General features: G+C 61.8%; 15 protein-coding genes. 4 read left to right on the top strand and 11 right to left on the bottom strand.

Annotated features, from left to right (window positions below):
- Positions 1-112: 112 nt before the first annotated feature.
- Both BUC36_RS05435 and BUC36_RS05430 read left to right on the top strand, forming a co-directional pair.
- On the top strand, positions 113-508 hold the full coding sequence (locus BUC36_RS05435) for a ClpXP protease specificity-enhancing factor (protein ID WP_073272487.1): 396 nt from the start codon (positions 113-115) through the stop codon (positions 506-508).
- Positions 509-917: 409 nt separating this feature from the next.
- Positions 918-1532, top strand: coding sequence for a Yip1 family protein (locus BUC36_RS05430; protein ID WP_073272485.1), 615 nt, complete (start codon positions 918-920; stop codon positions 1530-1532).
- Positions 1533-1572: 40 nt separating this feature from the next.
- Here the strand turns inward: BUC36_RS05430 and BUC36_RS05425 are convergent, their stop codons facing one another.
- The 6 genes from BUC36_RS05425 to BUC36_RS05400 all read right to left on the bottom strand — a co-directional run bounded on the left by BUC36_RS05425 (position 1573) and on the right by BUC36_RS05400 (position 11065).
- The gene (locus BUC36_RS05425; RefSeq protein WP_073272483.1) at positions 1573-2202 is read right to left on the bottom strand and encodes a TetR/AcrR family transcriptional regulator; all 630 of its coding nucleotides are present in this window, start codon (positions 2200-2202) and stop codon (positions 1573-1575) included.
- 131 nt (positions 2203-2333) lie between these two features.
- A complete protein-coding gene (locus tag BUC36_RS05420; protein WP_073272481.1) occupies positions 2334-3674 on the bottom strand; it encodes a serine hydrolase domain-containing protein in 1341 nt (446 codons plus the stop codon).
- 23 nt (positions 3675-3697) lie between these two features.
- Complete coding sequence (locus BUC36_RS05415; protein WP_073272479.1) at positions 3698-5698, bottom strand: amidohydrolase; 2001 nt, start codon at positions 5696-5698, stop codon at positions 3698-3700.
- Between the two features lie 9 nt (positions 5699-5707).
- Positions 5708-8005 carry a TonB-dependent receptor gene (locus BUC36_RS05410; protein WP_073272477.1) on the bottom strand — a complete coding sequence of 766 codons (2298 nt, stop codon included), beginning with the start codon at positions 8003-8005 and terminating at the stop codon, positions 5708-5710.
- A gap of 495 nt (positions 8006-8500) precedes the next feature.
- A complete protein-coding gene (locus tag BUC36_RS05405; RefSeq protein WP_073272475.1) occupies positions 8501-10465 on the bottom strand; it encodes a M48 family metallopeptidase in 1965 nt (654 codons plus the stop codon).
- A 3-nt stretch (positions 10466-10468) separates the two neighbouring features.
- Positions 10469-11065: a LemA family protein gene (locus BUC36_RS05400; RefSeq protein WP_073272472.1), complete on the bottom strand. Its 597-nt coding sequence runs from the start codon at positions 11063-11065 to the stop codon at positions 10469-10471.
- A gap of 361 nt (positions 11066-11426) precedes the next feature.
- Between BUC36_RS05400 and BUC36_RS05395 the strand changes: the two genes are divergently transcribed.
- Entirely contained in the window at positions 11427-12617 is a 1191-nt protein-coding gene (locus tag BUC36_RS05395; RefSeq protein ID WP_073272468.1) for an acetyl-CoA C-acyltransferase, read from the top strand.
- A 199-nt stretch (positions 12618-12816) separates the two neighbouring features.
- Here the strand turns inward: BUC36_RS05395 and BUC36_RS05390 are convergent, their stop codons facing one another.
- From BUC36_RS05390 to BUC36_RS05375, 4 genes are all read right to left on the bottom strand, one after another.
- The gene (locus BUC36_RS05390) at positions 12817-13407 is read right to left on the bottom strand and encodes a BON domain-containing protein (protein ID WP_073272464.1); all 591 of its coding nucleotides are present in this window, start codon (positions 13405-13407) and stop codon (positions 12817-12819) included.
- Positions 13408-13410: 3 nt separating this feature from the next.
- The gene (locus tag BUC36_RS05385; protein WP_073272460.1) at positions 13411-14001 is read right to left on the bottom strand and encodes an SIS domain-containing protein; all 591 of its coding nucleotides are present in this window, start codon (positions 13999-14001) and stop codon (positions 13411-13413) included.
- Between the two features lie 67 nt (positions 14002-14068).
- Positions 14069-14443, bottom strand: a complete 375-nt coding sequence (locus BUC36_RS05380; protein WP_073272458.1) for a YraN family protein — start codon at positions 14441-14443, stop codon at positions 14069-14071.
- The gene (locus tag BUC36_RS05375) at positions 14430-16349 is read right to left on the bottom strand and encodes a penicillin-binding protein activator (protein WP_073272456.1); all 1920 of its coding nucleotides are present in this window, start codon (positions 16347-16349) and stop codon (positions 14430-14432) included. The genes BUC36_RS05380 and BUC36_RS05375 overlap by 14 nt, the downstream gene beginning before the upstream one ends.
- Before the next feature lie 51 nt (positions 16350-16400).
- On the opposite strand from BUC36_RS05375, the gene rsmI reads away from it, so the two are divergent.
- A complete protein-coding gene (gene rsmI / locus BUC36_RS05370; RefSeq protein ID WP_073272454.1) occupies positions 16401-17243 on the top strand; it encodes a 16S rRNA (cytidine(1402)-2'-O)-methyltransferase in 843 nt (280 codons plus the stop codon).
- Positions 17244-17304: 61 nt separating this feature from the next.
- On the opposite strand, the gene BUC36_RS05365 is transcribed toward rsmI, so the two are convergent.
- A complete protein-coding gene (locus tag BUC36_RS05365) occupies positions 17305-18216 on the bottom strand; it encodes a dimethylarginine dimethylaminohydrolase family protein (RefSeq protein WP_073272451.1) in 912 nt (303 codons plus the stop codon).
- Positions 18217-18221: the final 5 nt, after the last annotated feature.

Below are 18221 nucleotides of genomic sequence, written 5' to 3'. Positions count from 1 at the left end.
GAGTTACCGTCTTGAGGCAGGGCAGATACAGCCTTGAGCTAGGGCAGAAACAGCCTTGAGCCAGGAGAAATACGGCCTTGGGCCAGGAGAAAAATAGGTGAGTAAACCGGCCATGACATCGAATCGTCCGTATATATTGCGGGCGTTTTACGAGTGGATTACCGACAACCGGTGCACTCCCTATATCCTCGTGGATACTCACCTGCCCGGCGTGCTGGTGCCGCAACAACACGTCAATGACGATGGGCAGATTGTCCTGAATATCTCCGAGACTGCGGTAGCGGGCCTGACCATGGATAACTATGCGATCAGGTTCAACGCGCGTTTTGGCGGCGTCCCCACCGATATCCAGGTACCGGTGGGTGCCGTTGTCGGCATCTACGCGCGCGAAAACGGTCAGGGCATGGTCTTCGAGGCGGAGGAAACGCCAGAGCCGCCGGAACCGACGCCCCCCACCAGCCTCGGCAGAAAGTCGGCGAAGAAGCCGGCGCTGCGTGTGGTCAAGTAACCGCTGGCTAGTGTCACTATATGGGGTCGGAACCAGGGCCGGCCCCACAATGCGCTGTCGATCTGAGGGCTGTGCCCTTCGGGCGACACGTCTGCGCCGAATGATCTGCGGCGAATTTCACCTTCCGCTTTTCTATACATCCTCATCTGCAGTGGCTGCGCAATGCCATAAACGGCAGGCAGTGTCGGCGCGGCCAGCAGTTGGGATGCGTTTAAATCGCCGGCAGGGGTGCCTGAAGTTAACGATCACGCCCTATGCCGGGCGCAGTACGGCGGCCGCAATCGAGCCTGCATCCGCAACTGATCTATATCAGTAGATGTTAAAAATGGCGCCTTATTTCTGATTTGCATTGGTTAATCGGGCCTTAGGCCCCGATACTGCTAAGCAGAGCAGTGAAGGGAGCTAAAGCGTGCGACTACTAAGCCATACCATCGGTATCTTCACCAATCCTGACCGGGAGTGGAAGGCAATCCGCGCCGACCGCCATTCCTTTGTGCAGGTATTTCTGAGTCATGTGCCGTTTCTGGCTCTTATCCCTTGTGTCGCCGGCTACATCGGCGTGACCCGCTTCGGGTTTGAGCTGGGTGGCCATCTGACCAAATTGACACCCGCCAGCGCCGGAGTACTGGCGGTAGTGACCTACTTTGCGATGCTGATCGGCGTCTACCTACTGGGTGAGTTTATTAATTGGATGGCGAAGTCCTACGGCGTCGAAGGTGACGAGCCGACGCGGCACTACGAGGGTACGGCGCTGGCGGTATTCGTGACCACGCCGATTTTTCTCGCCAGTATCGTCGTTCTCTACCCGCACCTGTGGCTGACCGTCGCCGTCATCGGGCTGGCCGGTGCCTATTCCATCTATTTGATGTTTGAAGGTATTCCGATCCTGATGAACATGAACAAGGATCGCGCTTTCCTGTATGCCTGCGCGGTGGTTACCGTCGCGCTGGTAATGATGGTGACTGTGCTGATTGGTTCGGTGATTCTGTGGAGTATGGGAGTAGGGCCCGTGTACCAGCACTAGTGGCTGTTACACAGTGATCAGAAAAAATTCTCTATATGCGTCACGTCCGGTTATCTTGACGATGCTTTTGCAGCAGGGCGATCTGCATTGCCTGCAGATCTTCCAGCGTGCGACTGCCGAGGCGCGGCCCCAGGGTGACCAGCAGGGTTAGGCCGAAATGCCCCTGGTTGAGCAGCAGCTCACTGAGGCGTATTCGCTCTGTCCGCGAGCTACCCACGTGAAGCCGCTTTAACATGCGTGCCAGTAACTGCACGACAAAGCGGTCGTGTTCCTCGTCCAGTTCCCTGAGTTCGGGAACCTCCATAATCGTTTGCAGCAGAAGGGTCAGGCCCCTCTGTGCCCGGTAGACATCAGCCATCTTTTGCAGAAACCGCTCGATAAATTCTTTGGGTTCCATGGCTTCCAGGGGCCAGCGTGCGATTTCTTCCAGTGACGCGCGGTTGGCACCCAGCCACTGCTCGGCGAGGGTATAGAGAATGGCCTGCTTGTTGGGGAAATAGCGATACAGCGAGCCGACGGATATGCCCAGCTTCTCGCTGATGGAGGCGGTGTTGAGCTTCTCCAGCCCATCCTGCTGCAATATCTCGATACTGGTATCCAGTATCTGCTGTCTGCGCCGGCGCGCTCTCTCCTGTTGCGGCTGCTTCCGGCCGTTGACTTCTGCGCTCATTGTGTGGCGTATCTTTGCTTGCGTGCGCCGAATTCAAACAGTCCTCAGAGGGTTTTTCAACTCGGATATCGTGTTGGCTCGCTGCCAATTATTTGTGGGACCGGCAGGGTACGTCCCTGTACCCGCAGCGATCATCCGTTTGCGCGCCTGTCTCCTGCCATCAGGCTTTCTGCAATCGCGTGCATTATCTGCGGCCCATCCACTTCGTTGGTTTCGCTCTCGGCTTCCGGGTGCGACGACTGCTTCACGATGACCACCTCGGCCACGGGATCAATGTAGATAAACTGACCCTGCACACCGATGGCGCTGACCGACTTGTGCGGGTTGTTAAAGGTCCACCACTGGTCGTGATAGGCGTAGCCAATCTGCTCGTACCAGGGGTCCTGGTAGAGGCGGTTGAAGGGGGCCGGATCACCCGCCTGGAGCACGCGCTTTGCCACCGAAGCGGGTACTATCTGGTGGCCGTTGTAACGGCCTTGTTGCAGAAGCATCTGCCCGAGTCGCCCCCCGTCGCGCAGGGTCATATTGAGGCCGCCGCCGGCAAATTCGACGGCGGTGCGATCCAGCCAAAAGAAAGCGCTGTGCTCGGCGCCGAGCTTCGACCAGATGTGATCGGCGAAGAATTGCGCCAGATCGCGGCCGCTGACACGGCGTACTATCCAGCCGAGCACGTCGGTGTTCGGCGTCGCGTAGTGAAACGCCTCACCGTGCTCGTCGCGCTTCTGCAGGCCGGCCAGGTATTCGTCGAGAGTCAGTGGCCCGCTGTAGCCATCGGGAATTTTGCCGATGCCGAACAGATAACCGTACTTCCAGATATCCGCGTTCTCGTCGGTGTAGGCCTCGCTGTATTGAAGCCCCGTGGTCATATCCAGTACCTGTTGCACGCTGGCATCGCCAAAGGCACTGGTCGCGAGCTCCGGCAGGTAGCGGGTCACCGGCGCATCCAGGTCCACTTTCCCCTCGTCGGCCAGTATCAGCAGCATGGTGGCGGTCAGGGATTTGGTAGCGGAAAACATCTGGTGGTGGGTGGACGGCGTCTGACCATTGAAGTAGCGCTCGTACACCAGCTTGCCTTTGTGCAGAACCAGGAATCCGTCAGTGTAGGATTCGTCGAGCCAGCGGGATACGGTCAGCCGTTTACCGCCGGTCAGCGGGACCTCGAAGTTGTCCAGGTCGATGCGCTTGTCTTCCAGTGCCACAACTGCACCTGTGCCGCGGCCGACCTCGCGGGTTGGTACCAGCTCGCGCATATGTTGCAGAGCCCAGCGGTTGTACGGCGCCTGCATAAAATTGCTCTGGTCGACGCGTTTGTCCGCGGGCGGCGGGCTGCCCTGCATCAATCCCAGCTCGGCTGCGGTTTTCGGTACAGAAAGTGTGTCCTGGCCGCAGGCGGTCGTCGCACAGACCAGCCCGAAACAGCTGATTGCCCGCGCGAGGGTTTTAACCCTGGTGCGGATTCTTGTATGCATCATGATTCACTCCTGACAGGACGTTGTTATTGTTTTGCGGCGTAGACGGGGGCGCCGTCGAACCAGGTCTGCAGAACCCGCGTTTCGCCAATACGCTCGGCGCGGCCTTTTTCTGCAAGCGCCACTATGTCCTGGTCGAGGACGATAAAGTCGGCCTTCTTGCCCACTTCGAGGGATCCGGTGATGTCGTCCTGGTTCAGCATGCGCGCGCCGTTGATGGTATAGGCGTCGATGGCATCGAGGATCGACAGTCCCTGCGCCGGGTTGAAAGCACCGGCCCCGGCATCGCGGGTAACTGCCCGCTGCATATTGAGGAAGGGGCGCGGATCATCGGAGTCCACCGGTGCATCCGAACCTGCGGTGACGATACCGCCGGCCTGCAGAATAGAGGCTGCGGGATAGAAGTTGCGGTAGTAGTAGCTGTCTTCGCGGTAGATGTCCTCCTGCGAGTCGAGCTGCTCGACAAACGGAATCACGGTCATGTCGTAGGGCGGATTTACCACCGCCCAGGCGAAGGTGAAAGACGCCGGGATTTTCAGCTTGGCGATGCGCGCAATGTCCTCGTCCGAGATCAGCTGCATATGCGTGATGCTGTGCCGATTGACCGGGCCTTTGCCGTCGGAAACCGCGCCTATCGCGTCCACCGCGGTGTGCACGGCCCTGTCACCGATCGCGTGGAAGTGCAGCGCGAAGCCGTCTTTGTCCGCGCGCCGGGCAAACTCCTGTACTACCGCTGCGCTGGCCATCAGTGCGCCGTTGGTCCGCTGGCACTGGGCCGGGTGGAAACCGTGTTGCTGGAGAAATGCCTCAACACCTTGGCCGTCGGCCGATTGCTCGCGTTCGGCGCGGGCCTGGCGACAGGCCGCCGAGTCCAGGTCCACGTAGCTGCTGAGTTTTACTTCGTCACCATCCAGCTGGAACATCGGTTGTCGGTAGTCGTGCAGCATGGCGGCGTTGGGCAGGGTAGGCGGGGAGGCCAGCGGGTTGCCCTCCAGCACGCCGTCGACGAAGAACTTGAGGGTATCCGCCTTGACGTTCGGCAGGGCCCGGTATTTGTCCCGCGTCGCGCGCGCGTCCTCGAACAGCGCCTCGAAATCCACCGCGCCGTTTTCTTGCCGGTAGTGCTCCGGTTTCAACAGCTGTGCCAGCCTGATGCGCAGGGGCACCGAGGGCAATTTGGACAGTTCGTCGTAGAGCGGCAGCAGGTCCGGTGCCACCGCTGCGTCCTGAATCGAGGTGATGCCCAGGCTGTTCAAGCGCTCCGGAATCTGGTCGACGTGCTTGATGTAGAGGGGCAGGTCCGCGGTGAGAATCCAGGGACCACCGAGGACCTCGATCACATGCTCATTGATGGCGCCGTTGGGTTCACCGCGTTCGTCGACACCGACAAACGGCTGCAGCTCGGCGAAAGCGGACTGCAGGGTTTTTGCGGATAGCCCGAGGGTGCGCCCGTCGCGCGTGGCGGCGCGGGCAAGTCCCGCGCTGTTGGTGGCATTGTGGTGGCCGTCGTTGCCCAGCAGCACGATGGGAACGCGTCGCGAAGCGGCGTCCAGTGCCTGGCGCAGCGAGCGAATATCACCGCCCGGCAGGTTGTTGTCACTGAAATTCCACTGGCGCACCGCCAGCCATTCACCGTCTTTCGGCGCGAAGCGCTCCACGCATTCTTTGACGAACTCGGACAGCTGCGGCAGGGACTTCGCCTCGCTGTGGAGATTGCAGCCGTCGTAGCGAATGATCCCCGCCGGGTGAACGTGGGTGTCGTGCAGTCCCGGCAGCACCATTTTGTTGTCCAGATCGACAACCCGGGTGTTCGGGCCTATCCACTTTTTGGCCTCCTCGCTGCTGCCGGCGAAGACCAGGCTGTCGTCGCGCACCGCGAGCGCCTGCACTATGTCGCGCTTGTCATTTGCTGTGTAGATCTTGCCATCCAGCAACACCGTGTCCGCCGGTTCCGCGGCAAAGACGGCGCCGCCAAGCAGGCCGCTGCAGATGCCGGCCAACAGGCCGGCGATCAGTTTCTGTTGCATGGTGACTCCTTACTGCCAGCGGTAGCTGGCTTCTATGGCCCAGCTAAGCGGGCGTGTGGGGATTTCCAGGTAGCTGCCCACGTCGTCGCCGGTAACGGAGGCGAAATAGACTTCGTCGGTCAGGTTCTTGCCGACCAGCGCCACCTCCCAGCGGTCGTCGCTCGGCAGCAGCGACAGGCGCGCATTGACGACCTGGTAGCCCTCGTAGCCGTAGGCGGCGAAGTCGAGATCGCTATTGAAGTTCTCCCGCGCGGAGAGGGCGTCGCGCCAGCTGTAGTTCAGCTGCAGGGCCGCCAGCAGGTCCGCGTTAAGCGCAAACTCGTAGCGCGCCTGGGCCGACGTGCTCCACTCGGGGGCGAAATTGCGCGGCATGCCGTCGATGGAGCTGGGCCGTCCGGCTGGATCCAGGGCGATGGTGTCAGAGTCGGTGATGGTGGCGTCCAGCCAGGCCGTGCCGAGTTGCAGACTCAGGCCGTCGACACTCTGCGGCAGCCAGACTACTTCCAGTTCCGCGCCCAAGTGTTCGGCGTCGCCGAGGTTGCCGAGGCGAGTGATCGGCCCGCCGATGGTTTCGCTGTAGGCCTGGGTGAAGCCCTGTACATCGCGGTAGTCGTAGTAGAAGACGGCGCCGTTCAGGCGCAGGCTGCGCTCTCTCCAATCGCTCTTGAAGCCCATCTCGTAGGACCAGACGGTTTCCTCGCTATAACTCTCCAGCTCGTCGGCAGTAAAGGCAAAGCCGCCAAAGAAGCCGCCGGATTTGAAGCCTTTGGTGGCCTTGGCGTAGATCAGCGCGTTGTCGCTGGGCTGCCAGTCGACGCCGACATGCCCGGACCAGTTGGCGGTGAGTTCGTAGTCCTTGTCGACGCCGGCTATGTAGGCAAACTCGCCGATCCTGTCGTAGTGGTAGGCGTCGCGCAGGGCGCGGTCCTCGGCGGTGTAGCGCAGCGAGCTGCTGAAGCGCCAGTTTTCGGCAAAGGATTGCTCCCACTGGCCGTAGACTGCCCAGGATTTACTTTCCTGGGCAAAGCCCCGCTCGGTGGTGCCGGGGAATACCAGCCAGTTGTCGCTCAGGTCGGCGATCCGAAACTCGTCGATGGTGTCTTCGGCATAGGTGGCACCGAGTAACCAGGTACTGTTGCCCTGGCTGTTGGAGACCAGGCGAAACTCCTGCGACCAGGACTCCAGGTCGGCGCGGCCATCTTCGTGCAGCAGGCGCAGTGGCTGGCCGTCAAAGTCGAAGATCTGGTTGTTTTCGTACTCCAGGAAGGCGCTGATCGAGGTAAAGGTGGCGAAGCCGAGATCCCAGTTGAGCTGGCCGTTAAAGCCGCTCCAGGCGTTGTCCAGCGCATTGATCGGGTTGGACAACACCGCACTGCCGTCGCGCTCCTGCTGCGATGGCAGCAGCCCTGGATTGCCCGGCGACAGTATCCAGGCGTTGGTCAGGTTGGCGAGCGTGGCGCACTGATTCGAGTCGGCGCGGCCCTGCCATGCAGACTGGCAGAAGTCACCGGTTTCCGGATCGTAGAGCGCCCGCGCCAGGCCGAGGCTGGTCTCTGAATCGTCGCGGCCGCCCTCCAGTTTCAGCAGTACTTCCAGCTGGTCGGTGGGAGCGAACAGCAGCTGCGCGCGCACCGCGGAAAAGTCGCGGTCGCCATGTTCGTCATCCCCTGGGGTCGCGAGACTGTCCTGCCAGCCGCCGCCCTGGTCGGTCATCGCCGCAATGCGGAAGGCGCTGGACGCGCCCAGCGAGCCGCCGGCCGCCGCTTCCAGCGTAGACTTGCCCCAGCTGCCGTAAGAAGTTGTCACCGAGGCGTTGAAATCACCTTCCAGCTCCGGGCGCGCCGAAACAACGCGCACGGCACCACCGCTGGTGTTGCGACCGTAGAGGCCGCCTTGCGGGCCTTTCAATACTTCCACCCGTTCGATATCGAACATGCCGATGCCGCCGAGCACATTGGAGGAAAGGTACTGCTCGTCGTAGTAAATCGCGGCGGTGGGGGTGTTGTTAGAGTTGAAGTCCGCCAGGCCGACGCCGCGGATTACCCAGGTGGGCTGGCCGGCGCCGCGGTCGTCGAATAGCTCGGCGCCGGCAATGTGTTCGGTCAGTTCCTGCAGGTTGGCGGTCCCGAGGGAATCCAGCTGATCGCCGCTAAAGGCGGATATAGCGATGGGGACATCCTGTGCGCTCTCGGCGCGCTTCTGTGCCGTTACGGTGACTTCTTCGATTTCGTTCGCGTGGGCGTCACCGATTAATGCTGTAGCGACCGCCACGCTCAGTACTGCCCTGGAAAATTCGATGGCCCGCATGGTTTTGGCCCTCTCTAGTGGTCGTGATTCTTAGATTTATTACAACTGCACTGCTAAACCGAAGTTTTATTCGGTTATTCAAACAATAAGATTTTAAGTTGATCAAAGTCAAACATAGAATTTAATGGAATTGTAAGTTATTGATTTATATGTATTTTATTTTTTATAAAAATGACAAATCATTCACTTTTGCTGTTGTGTCGCACTGGGCAGCCTGGTGGCTGCGACAAAAAAAGCCCGGCAAAGGCCGGGCTTCAGGTTGCTGACAAAGTAATGCGGTAAAAATTTAAGGCGAAGTGCTAGGACGAGGATTTCGAACCGTCGGCGACAGGAAGTCGCCGCCGGAGCTTACAGGGATGTATTCACAGCGTTTCGAAATACTCGTCCTAGTGCTTGGCCGCCACCGCACCAGCTCAGAACGGAATACGGGGTTTATCAACAGTTTGAAGCCCGGCGAAGGCCGGGCTTGGGTGAGTGTGATTCGTTCGGTAGGGCTTATGAGGTAAGCACTTGGTCGGTGCGAGTGGCGCCTGCGCTGTGTGAGGGCGCCCCAACCAGCAGTGGCGGCATCGGGCAGTCGAGACTGTCGGCAATCGCGCGCAGCAGCTCTATTTCCTCGGCCTCGATAACGCCGTCGTGGTTCATGGTTGCCGCCATGGCCTTCAGCAGCGCCGGCTTCTGCAGTGGCTTGATGGTGCTGGCGATGGCGATGGCCTTATCCAGCCGCTGCAGGTTGATATCTGTCGCCGTGGGCAGGGGCGTAATCCCCAGTTGCAGTGCCTTGAGGCCGCTCTCGTAGGCGCGTTTGGCCGGTAGGTATTCGCTGTTACCGGCGTGGGCGACCGCGGCCAGGATAAAGCGCGCGGCATCCTTCTCGGCACCTTTTTTGGGCGAGAGGCGCTGGTGGTCGGGAGTGCCTTCGAGTGCGTGCATCAGCACCCGGTACAGGGCCCACTCCCACAGTTCCACCTTGCCATCACTGCGCAGCAGCTTGATCAGGTTGCGCTTGAAGACCTGGTACTGCTGCGGCACCAGTGCCTTCAGTGCCGGTACGCAGAGATCCAGCAGCGCCAGGCGCGCGCTGCTGGGCAGGCTCTGTAACTGCGGTTCCAGTTTCTCTATTTCCCGCACCACTGCCGGATGGGCGATCTGTTGCAGCAGCTCGCGCTGCGCGTGGCGCTCGTCTTCGTCCTTGTGCAGCAGCAGGTAATAGACCAGCGCGCGCGCGGCGAAAGGGTCGTGGGCGGCTTGCTGCAGCGCAGCCGGTACCGATTGCAGCAGCGCCCGGCCGTAATTCATCTGCTGCTCACTGGGGTTGCCGATGCTGTTGTCGACGGCGTCGAGCACCTGCTGGTAGGGCGTTGCCGCCTGTGCGTTGGTGCCGGTTGCGGCAATGCCCATTACCTGCGCGTCCTGTTGCGCGCTTACCGAGATGCCAGCGGGCTCGCTGTCGGTGCGGCCAAAGTGGCCGTTCCACTGCGGGTCCAGGCGGGCAATGCGCTCTGCCAGTGGCGGGTGGGTCGAGAACAGGTTGGCGAAGGATTTCTTCAGCCCGCTGGCGAAATACATGTGGCTGAATTCCGCCGCGTTGCCGGATGCAAGCTGTGAGCCGGCGCTGTAGCCGCCGATCTTCTTCAGCGCGCCGGCGATGCCGGTATTGTTGCGGGTGAACTGCACCGCCGAGGCATCGGCGAGAAATTCGCGCTGGCGGCTGACGGCGGACTTGATCAGGTTGCCGAAGAAGGTGCCGGTGTAGCCGATCACCATCAGACCGGCGCCGATACCGAACAGGGCGGCGCGGCCGCGGTTGTCGCGGCCGCTACTGAAGTGGCTGCCGCGCAGCAGCCAGTAGCCGAGCAGGCCGATGATCAGGATGCCGTTCAGCAGGCCGACGATACGAATGTTCAGGCGCATGTCACCGTTAAAAATATGGCTGAACTCGTGTGCCACGACGCCCTGCAGTTCATCGCGGTTGAGTCTCTCGATACAGCCGCGGGTCAGGCCGATGACCGCGTCCGTCGGCTTGTAACCGGCGGCGAACGCATTGATCGCGTCGTCCTCGATCAGGTACACATCGGGCACCGGCGTGCCCGAGGCGATGGCCATCTCCTCGACCACATTCAGCGCGCGCTGTTCGGCATCGCCGTGTGGGGCGATATTGATCTTGCGCCCGCCGAGGGACTCCGCCACCGCGCGGCCGCCGGCGGCCAGCTGGCGCAGCTTGTACAGACTGCCCAGCGTGATGACCGCGGCGATGGTCAGCGCAATCGTGGCGACGGTGTCCCAGCCGAGCAACTGGTCGACATTGGCCAGTGAGAACGCCTGGCCCCGGGAGTAGGCCACCAGTGCCGCGGCGAGCAGCGTGGTGATACCGATCAGCAGCGCGACCGCCAGTCCAAACAGGCCCACCAGCAGGCCCGTGTTGCGCCTGGCCCTGTCCTGGTACTCGAAGAAGTTCATCGGTTAGAACTCGACGCGGGGTGCGGCCTGAATGGCTTCGGAATCGGCGAATTCCAGCAGTCTGCCGTCGTTGCGGTGGCCGAAGAAACCGGCGAAAAATACCGGCGGGAAGCTCTGCTTGTAGATGTTGTAGGACATCACCGCGTCGTTGAACGCCTGGCGGGAGAAGGCGACCTTGTTCTCGGTGCTGGTCAGCTCCTCGTTCAGCTGCATCATGTTCTGGTTGGCCTTCAGGTCCGGGTAGGCCTCCATCACCACATTTAGGCGGCCGAGGGCATTGGCCAGTGCCCCTTCGGCGTGGCCGAGGTCGGCGATGGCGCCGGCACTGCCCGGATTGGCAGCGGCGGCCTTGAGGCCGGCGAGGGCGGTGTTGCGCGCGCTGATCACCGCTTCCAGCGTTTCGCGCTCGTGTTTCAGGTAGCCTTTGGCGGTCTCCACCAGGTTGGGGATCAGGTCGTAGCGGCGTTTCAGCTGCACTTCGATCTGCGCAAAGGCGTTTTCATAGCGGTTCTTCAGTGAAACCAGTTTGTTGTATATGCCGACTACGTAGAATAAAAGTGCGGCAATGGCCACCAGCCAGACGATGCTTGAGATTTCCATATTACTTCTCGCCGTTGTTGTGAATTGACTGGCGCCGATAGTAACACGGTGGCAGTGGAGCACATGAGTAGTGCCCCCGGTTCTAAACAGGCGCGGTGCGGCGCTGCTACCGGGGACCTTTTGCGGGACACGCCGTGAATACGTCCCTGTAGGCTTGTCTGCGAGGTCCCTCTCGCAGACAGTCCCGCAAAAGCTCCCAGGCATCAGCCCCTTCGCGTCGGGCCTCAGTATCACTTTCAGAGTCCAGTTCCCAAATCATGCCAAGGGCCTATGGCGGCGCCGGCCCCTGCTTCGGGTATAATGCGCCGCGAAATAAAGAATCCCGGCAATAGCGCCGGCACAGATTTTGGGAGCAGCCAGTATGAGTGACGTAACTTCCGACCCGGTAGTGATTGTAGGTATGGCCCGTACGCCAATGGGTGCCATGCAGGGCAGCCTGTCTGCCCTGAGCGCGCCGGAACTGGGCGCCGCGGCTATCCGCGCGGCCCTCGAGGATGCGGGCGTAGCCCCCGCGGATGTCGATGAAGTACTGATGGGCTGCGTACTGCCGGCCGGTGTCGGCCAGGCGCCGGCGCGCCAGGCGTCGATCGGTGCCGGTATCCCGGAGGGCACTCCGTGCACCACGGTTAACAAGGTGTGCGGTTCTGGCATGAAGACCGTGATGATGGCGCGCGATGCGCTGCTGCTCGGCGAGGGCAAGGTGATCGTCGCCGGCGGTATGGAGAGCATGAGCAACGCGCCATACGTGCTGCCGAAGGTTCGCAGCGGCCTGCGTCTGGGCCATGGCGAGGTCAAGGACCACATGTTCCTCGACGGCCTGGAAAACGCCTATGACGGCAAGCTGATGGGTACCTTCGCCGAGTGCACCGCCGACAAATACAGCTTTACCCGCGAAGAGCAGGACGCCTTTGCGCTGGAATCCCTGGCGCGCGCCCAGGCGGCCATCGAGAGCGGTGCTTTCGAGCGCGAGATCACGCCGGTGACTGTCGCCTCCCGCCGCGGCGATGTGGAAGTCAGCGTCGACGAGGGCCCCGGCGCTGCCCGTCCGGACAAGATTCCGCAACTGAAACCCGCCTTCCGCAAGGACGGCACCGTCACCGCCGCCAACGCCAGCTCCATTTCCGATGGCGCTGCGGCACTGGTGCTGATGCGCGAGAGCGAGGCCAACAAGCGCGGCCTGAAAGTGCTGGCGGTGCTGCGCGGCCAGACGCAATTCGCCCAGGAGCCGGAGTGGTTCACCACCGCACCGGTAGGCGCCATGCACAAGCTGTTTGAAAACACCGGCTGGTCTGCCGAGGACGTCGACCTGTTCGAGATCAATGAAGCGTTTGCTGTGGTGACCATGTCCGCGATGCGCGAACTGAATCTGCCGCACGACAAGGTCAACGTCAACGGCGGTGCCTGCGCCCTCGGCCACCCGCTGGGTGCGAGCGGTGCGCGTATTCTGGTAACCCTGCTGGCGGCGCTGGAAAAACGCGATGCGAAGAAGGGCATCGCCAGCCTGTGCATCGGCGGCGGCGAGGCCACGGCGGTAGCAATCGAGCGGGTCTGATTAAATGCGGAAAGCGGAATGATGAATGCGGAATACGCGGTTTGACGTCGCGGAAGCCGGCGGGAGCAGGGGCCGCGCCCGTGCTCCCGAAACAAGGATTTGACAGTCAGTACCTAAGTCTCACATCCTGTTCCGCATTCCGCATTCCGCATTCCGCATTCCGCATTCCGCATTCCGCATTCCGCATTCCGCATTCAGGTCAGTCGACGTATTCCACCGCCTTGACCACCTTCTGCACCCCACCGATGCTGCGGGTCACATCGGCAGCCCGCTCCGCCTCTGCGCGGGTCAGCAATCCCATCAGGTAGACCACACCGTTTTCGGTGACCACCTTGATACGGCTGCTGTCTATCTCCTTGTTCGCCAGTAAGTTGCTCTTTACCTTGGTGGTCAGCCAGGCATCGCTGCTGGTGGCGAGGAAGGAGACATTGCCGCGCACCTGGATCTCGTTGTACACCTGGCGCACATACTTCACCTGCTGCGCGGTGCGACCGGCCAGCAGGCGCAGATCGTTGTTGCCTACCTGGCCGGTGAGCAGCACAACGCCGTTGAAGGCGTTCACATTGATATTGGCCGCTTTCAGGTCCGGATGCGCCTTGTTGATATTGACCGTGGTGACGGTCTCGATTTTCTGGTCATCCATATAGGTGCCCAGGGAGCGCTTGCCGGGATCCTGCTGGATGGGGCCGTCATGGGTGGCTTCCAGCACGGTGGTGCAGCCGGCCAGTGCAGTTGTCATCGCCAGGGCGATAAAGAAACGCTTTTTGAGCGCGATCAGGTTTTTTTTCATGGTTCAGTCCTCGTAACCACCGAACAGGCTGCTGTCGATCAAGTCGCACAGGCAGAAGATTGTTAGCAGGTGTACCTGATGTACCTCAGCTGCGACCTCGGAAGGCACACGCAGTTCAATATCGTGGGTATCCAGCAGCGCAGCGCAGTCGCCGCCGTCGCCGCCGGTCAGTGCGAGGATACCCATATCGCGATCGCGCGCAGCGCGCATGGCTTGCACCAGGTTGGAGTCGCGGCCGTCATTGCTGATGATAACCAGCAGGTCGCCGGGCTGGCCCAGTGCGCGCACAGGGCGCGCAAAGGACTCGGCGCGGCCGTGATTGCGGGCAATAGTACCGATGGAAACGCCATCGCTGTTCAAGGCAATAGCGGGCAACCCCGGGCGTTCGCGCTGGAAACCGCCGACCAGTTGCGCACTGAAACTCTGCGCCAGTGCGCCGCTGACGCCATTGCCGCACAACAGCAGCTTATTTTCCGCCAGCAGCGTGTGCACCACCATTTCGCTGGCTTCGGCGATCAGTGGAGCCAGCACTTCGCCGGCATTCATGGTGGCTTCCAGACTGTGGTGGAATAGGGTTACAACTCGCTGTTCCATTGTTTCCTTATACGGGTAAGCGCCAGGCTCACCCTTTTTCTAGCAAGGCAGTAGTGATTAATTTGCCCTAGGCTCCGAAGGCATTTTTAATCCACTGGATTTTTTGTCCTTCGCCATCCCTTGCGCCGTCAATCGCGATGACATCGAATCGGCAGGGGCAATCCAGTTTCTTGTGCTGCAAGTAGCTGTACGCCGTGGCGAGCAATTTCTGCTGTTTGCGACCGTCGACGGTGGCGCTGGCAGTGCCGTAGCGGTCACTTCGGCGATAGCGCACTTCCGCAAATACCACCGTGTCGCCGTCGCGGGCGATCAAGTCTATCTCACCACGGCGGCTGTGATAATTGCGCTCGATCAGCGTGAGGCCGGCGGCTTGCAGATAGCGCGCTGCGGCCTCTTCCATCCTTGCGCCGACGCTGTCGGTAGTGCGCTTAAAAAGCTTCACTGTTCCCGGACAATTCCAGGCTTTCAGGCGACGGCAATACCGGCTCCACCACGGTGGTGACAGGTACCGGCTTGCCCTTGTCGATGCGCGCCCAGATCTGTTCGCGCACGATGCGGCCGTCCGCGCTCAGGCTCAGGGCGCCAGTCAGGCCGTGCACCCGCTGTTGCGGAAACTGGCGCAGCATCGGGATTCGCGGGTAGAGCCGGAAGGCGTCGGCACCCAGCGCGTAGAGACGCGCAAAGGCCGGCGCCGGCGACGCCTGTTGTTCAATATTTCGCTTGGTCAGATTGTCATTCTCGAACAGCCACGGCAGCGCGGTAAAACGGATACCGTTGATGTCCCGGTCGCGGTTCGGATCGATATTGCCATCGAATACATGCGAGGTGGCATACACCGGCAGGTCGTTGGCGTAATAGAAGGTCAGCATCGGGTTGATCTGCCGCGCCTGCTGCGGCTGTGCGACCAGGAACAGCATGTCCACGTCGCCGCGGCGGCGCGGGGTAAACTCCAGCGGCGCGGCGAGCCGGCGGCGCAGAGCGGCCTCGCGGGACTTGCTGTCCGGGATCAACAGCGCATCGCTGATCAACTGGGAGAACTTGCTGCTGTCACGGAAGCTTCTGCTGATGCTGACGCTGCCACCCAGGCGCTGCCATTCCTCCTGGAAGGCTTCGGCGCCGCGCTGGCCCCAGCTGGCGTCGGCGGCCAGAATCATCGCCTGGCGGTGTCCCTGACGGTAGGCGTGCTGCGCGACCTGGCGCGCTTCGTCCTCGATGGCCAGGCCGAACTGCACCAGGTCGCCCGTCAGGCGGCCTTCGTCGCCGTAATTTAGCGCCAGGGTCGGAACCGGGAGCTTTTCCGTGGCGAGCAGATTGGCCACCTTGCCCTTGTCGAGCGGGCCGACGATGGCCTGGGCGCCGGCATCGACCGCGCTCTGATAGATTTCTTCAAATGGCTGCGCGGTACCGGTGTCGTAAACCATCACCGTCGGTGTCGGCGCGCCGGCGTTCAGGGCGGTGTAGTGGGCGGCCATAAAGCCGTCGCGAATGGCGCGGCCGGCGCTGCCCAGCGGGCCAGTCAGCGGCAACAGCAGCGCGATGCGCTCGGCGCGCCGGGAGGCGAGCTGTTCCAGCAGTTGCAGCGCCTGCGGGGGATGGATACTGGCGCTATGGCCGGGCCACTGCTGGCGCCAGCGGCTCAAGGCGGTGAGCTGCGAACTGATATCGGCCTGGGTGTCGCGGCCGAGCAGGGCCAGCTGGTACCATCCGCGCATCTGCCGGTCGACGCTCTCGGCCGCGCGGGTTTGCAGTTCGCTGGAAGGCAGCTGGGTCAGCAGTTGCCAGAAACCGTCGTTGTTGTCGGCGATGGCCTCTTCAGTCTGCGCCAGGTCGGCGATCTGCCGGCGCTCGGCGATGGCGCTGTCCAGGTCGCCTAACAGACCCCAGAGATCGGCGCGCAGGTCGCGCAGCGGCAGGGCGGTTTCCCTGGGCAGCTGGGTCCACACGTGATCCAGGCGCGGCGCGGTGGCCAGGTCGAGGGCCCGGAAAAATTCGTCATCCGCAGCGAGTAGGCCGCCATAGACCCGCGCGTACTGGGCGTAGAGGGTGTCATCCAGCTGCTCGGGCGAAATAGTGACCACGGCCTGTTTGGCCGTCTGCTTGTCGCCCAGCTCGTATAGAATGGCGGCTGCCTGCAGGCGCTGCTTGTCCCGCTGCGGTGCGGGCAGCGTCTCAGCAGTGTGCAGCAGCTGCACGGCAGCGCTGCGGCTCGGGCCGGAAGCGCTATCCGTCACCGGTAGCTGGACTCCGGGTTTCTGGGCCGGTGTCTGACAGGCTGCCAGTGCCAGGGTCAGCGCGCTTGCTGCCACTCTGGCGATGATTGGGTATACGCGCCGGGAAGAGGCGTACATATTCTTCTCCCGCAATATTTAACTCTTATATGCAATAAGGGGTCGTGAACTATGGGGCCGGATCAGGCGCTGCTTTATATCGTCGCTACGCCAATTGGTAATTTGGCCGATATGGTACCGCGAGCTGTCGAAGTTCTACAATGCGCCGATCTGGTTGCGGCGGAAGACACACGTCACAGTCAGAGGCTTTTCTCCCACTTCAACATCGATACGCCGCTGATGGCGTACCATGACCACTCGGACGACAAGCGTACCGAACAGATCCTGCAGAGACTGGAACAGGGGCAGACGGTCGCGCTTATCTCAGACGCGGGCACGCCGCTGATTTCGGATCCCGGCTACCGGCTCGTGCGCGAGGCCCGCACCCGTGGTATCCAGGTGGTGCCGATTCCCGGTGCCTGTGCCTTCGTCGCCGCGCTTTGCGCGGCGGGCCTGCCCAGCGATCGTTTCAGTTTCGAGGGCTTCCTTCCGGCCAAACCGGGAGCCAGGGAGAAGGCTCTGCAGGAACTGGCCGCCGATACCCGCACCATGGTGTTCTATGAGGCTCCACACCGGGTGGCGGATACCCTGGCGGCGATGGCGGAGATCTTCGGCGCTGAACGCGAGGCGGTGATCGCGCGGGAGATCAGCAAGGCATTCGAAACCTTCCACCTGGCGCCGCTCGCGGAACTCGCCGAATGGGTGCGCGCCGACAGCAATCAGCAGCGCGGCGAGATAGTACTGCTGGTGCGGGGTGCCGAGCGCAGGCAGGGCGCGGAGCTGGACAGTGAGGCCGAGCGGGTCATGAAGCTGCTGCTGGCCGAACTGCCGCCAAAGCGGGCCGCGGCGCTGGCGGCGGAGATTACCGGGGTCAACAAGAAGGCTCTGTACAACTGGAGTCTCGAACAGAAATAGAAGGCTATCCGGCTCCGCCGCGGGGTTCTACCGGCGGCGGAGCAGGCTTTGTCGGCGACCGTTAAACGGCCTGACGGGCCAGCGGCTGGCACATGCAGTGCACGCCGCCGCCACCGGCGGTGATCATGGAGATGTCCGGATCGATCACCTTGAGGCCGTGGGCCAGGCATTTCTCTTTCAGCTCTTTGTTGTCGGAAGGCAGCATCACCCGCTCGTCACCGAGGGCCACGACGTTGACGCCCAGCTCCATGACCTGCGGGTAGGAGATGTCGATGATCTCGAAGTTGCGCGATTTGAACCACTGCACCAGCTCCGGTTCTACCGCATCGACGCACACCGCCACCAGTTTCTCGGCCAGCGCGGCCACGAGCACGTCCAGGTGCAGGAAGTAGGGATCGAACTGGTAGCCCTTCACCTCCCAGCCCTCGGCCTCGATCCACTGTTTCATCTGCGCGAAGCCCTCGGGCGAGGTGCGCTCGCCGGTATAGCCACACAGGATCACGCCGGGTTCCAGCACCATAAAGTCGCCGCCTTCGAGGCTGCCGGCAGTGATGATGTCGTAGATCGGAATATCCAGCTGTTGGTAGGTTTTCACTACATCGACCCATTCGCCGCGGCGCCAGGGGCTGTACATCTGCGTGACAATCGGGCCCCAAGGGGTCATTACGCTGGAGTCGCGGGCGTACAGCTGATAGGGCAGGTGCGAGTCCGCCGGCAGCAGGTGTGTGGTGACGCCGGCCTCGCGGTAGGCATCGAGCATCTCCTGGTGTTGGCGGCGCGCCACATCGGCGTCGAACTGGCGACCCAGGCGCAGGGAGCGGCGTGCGGCGGCATTGCCGGTCTGCCACGTATAGTGGTCGATCGGGCCCACGAGCAGGTCGGTGAGCACGCCGTATTCGGAGTCGATGCCCCAGCGCTTGAGCGGCTGGGTGTTGCCGGTGTCGTTGCGATGTTTGAGAGTAAATTCAGTCATGTCTG

This window comes from Microbulbifer donghaiensis, assembly GCF_900129095.1.
Taxonomy (GTDB): domain Bacteria; phylum Pseudomonadota; class Gammaproteobacteria; order Pseudomonadales; family Cellvibrionaceae; genus Microbulbifer; species Microbulbifer donghaiensis.
The sequence above is the reverse complement of the archived record's forward strand: the minus strand, read 5'-3'. Positions and strand labels throughout refer to the sequence as shown.

Bases quoted from the DNA above. Each gene is read 5' to 3' on its own strand.
- BUC36_RS05435 (WP_073272487.1), top strand. From the start codon at position 113: ATGACATCGAATCGTCCGTATATATTGCGGGCGTTTTACGAGTGGATT.
- BUC36_RS05425 (WP_073272483.1), bottom strand. From the start codon at position 2,202: ATGAGCGCAGAAGTCAACGGCCGGAAGCAGCCGCAACAGGAGAGAGCG.
- BUC36_RS05420 (WP_073272481.1), bottom strand. From the start codon at position 3,674: ATGATGCATACAAGAATCCGCACCAGGGTTAAAACCCTCGCGCGGGCA.
- BUC36_RS05415 (WP_073272479.1), bottom strand. From the start codon at position 5,698: ATGCAACAGAAACTGATCGCCGGCCTGTTGGCCGGCATCTGCAGCGGC.
- BUC36_RS05410 (WP_073272477.1), bottom strand. From the start codon at position 8,005: ATGCGGGCCATCGAATTTTCCAGGGCAGTACTGAGCGTGGCGGTCGCT.
- BUC36_RS05405 (WP_073272475.1), bottom strand. From the start codon at position 10,465: ATGAACTTCTTCGAGTACCAGGACAGGGCCAGGCGCAACACGGGCCTG.
- BUC36_RS05400 (WP_073272472.1), bottom strand. From the start codon at position 11,065: ATGGAAATCTCAAGCATCGTCTGGCTGGTGGCCATTGCCGCACTTTTA.
- BUC36_RS05395 (WP_073272468.1), top strand. From the start codon at position 11,427: ATGAGTGACGTAACTTCCGACCCGGTAGTGATTGTAGGTATGGCCCGT.
- BUC36_RS05390 (WP_073272464.1), bottom strand. From the start codon at position 13,407: ATGAAAAAAAACCTGATCGCGCTCAAAAAGCGTTTCTTTATCGCCCTG.
- BUC36_RS05385 (WP_073272460.1), bottom strand. From the start codon at position 14,001: ATGGAACAGCGAGTTGTAACCCTATTCCACCACAGTCTGGAAGCCACC.
- BUC36_RS05375 (WP_073272456.1), bottom strand. From the start codon at position 16,349: ATGTACGCCTCTTCCCGGCGCGTATACCCAATCATCGCCAGAGTGGCA.
- rsmI (WP_073272454.1), top strand. From the start codon at position 16,401: ATGGGGCCGGATCAGGCGCTGCTTTATATCGTCGCTACGCCAATTGGT.
- BUC36_RS05365 (WP_073272451.1), bottom strand. From the start codon at position 18,216: ATGACTGAATTTACTCTCAAACATCGCAACGACACCGGCAACACCCAG.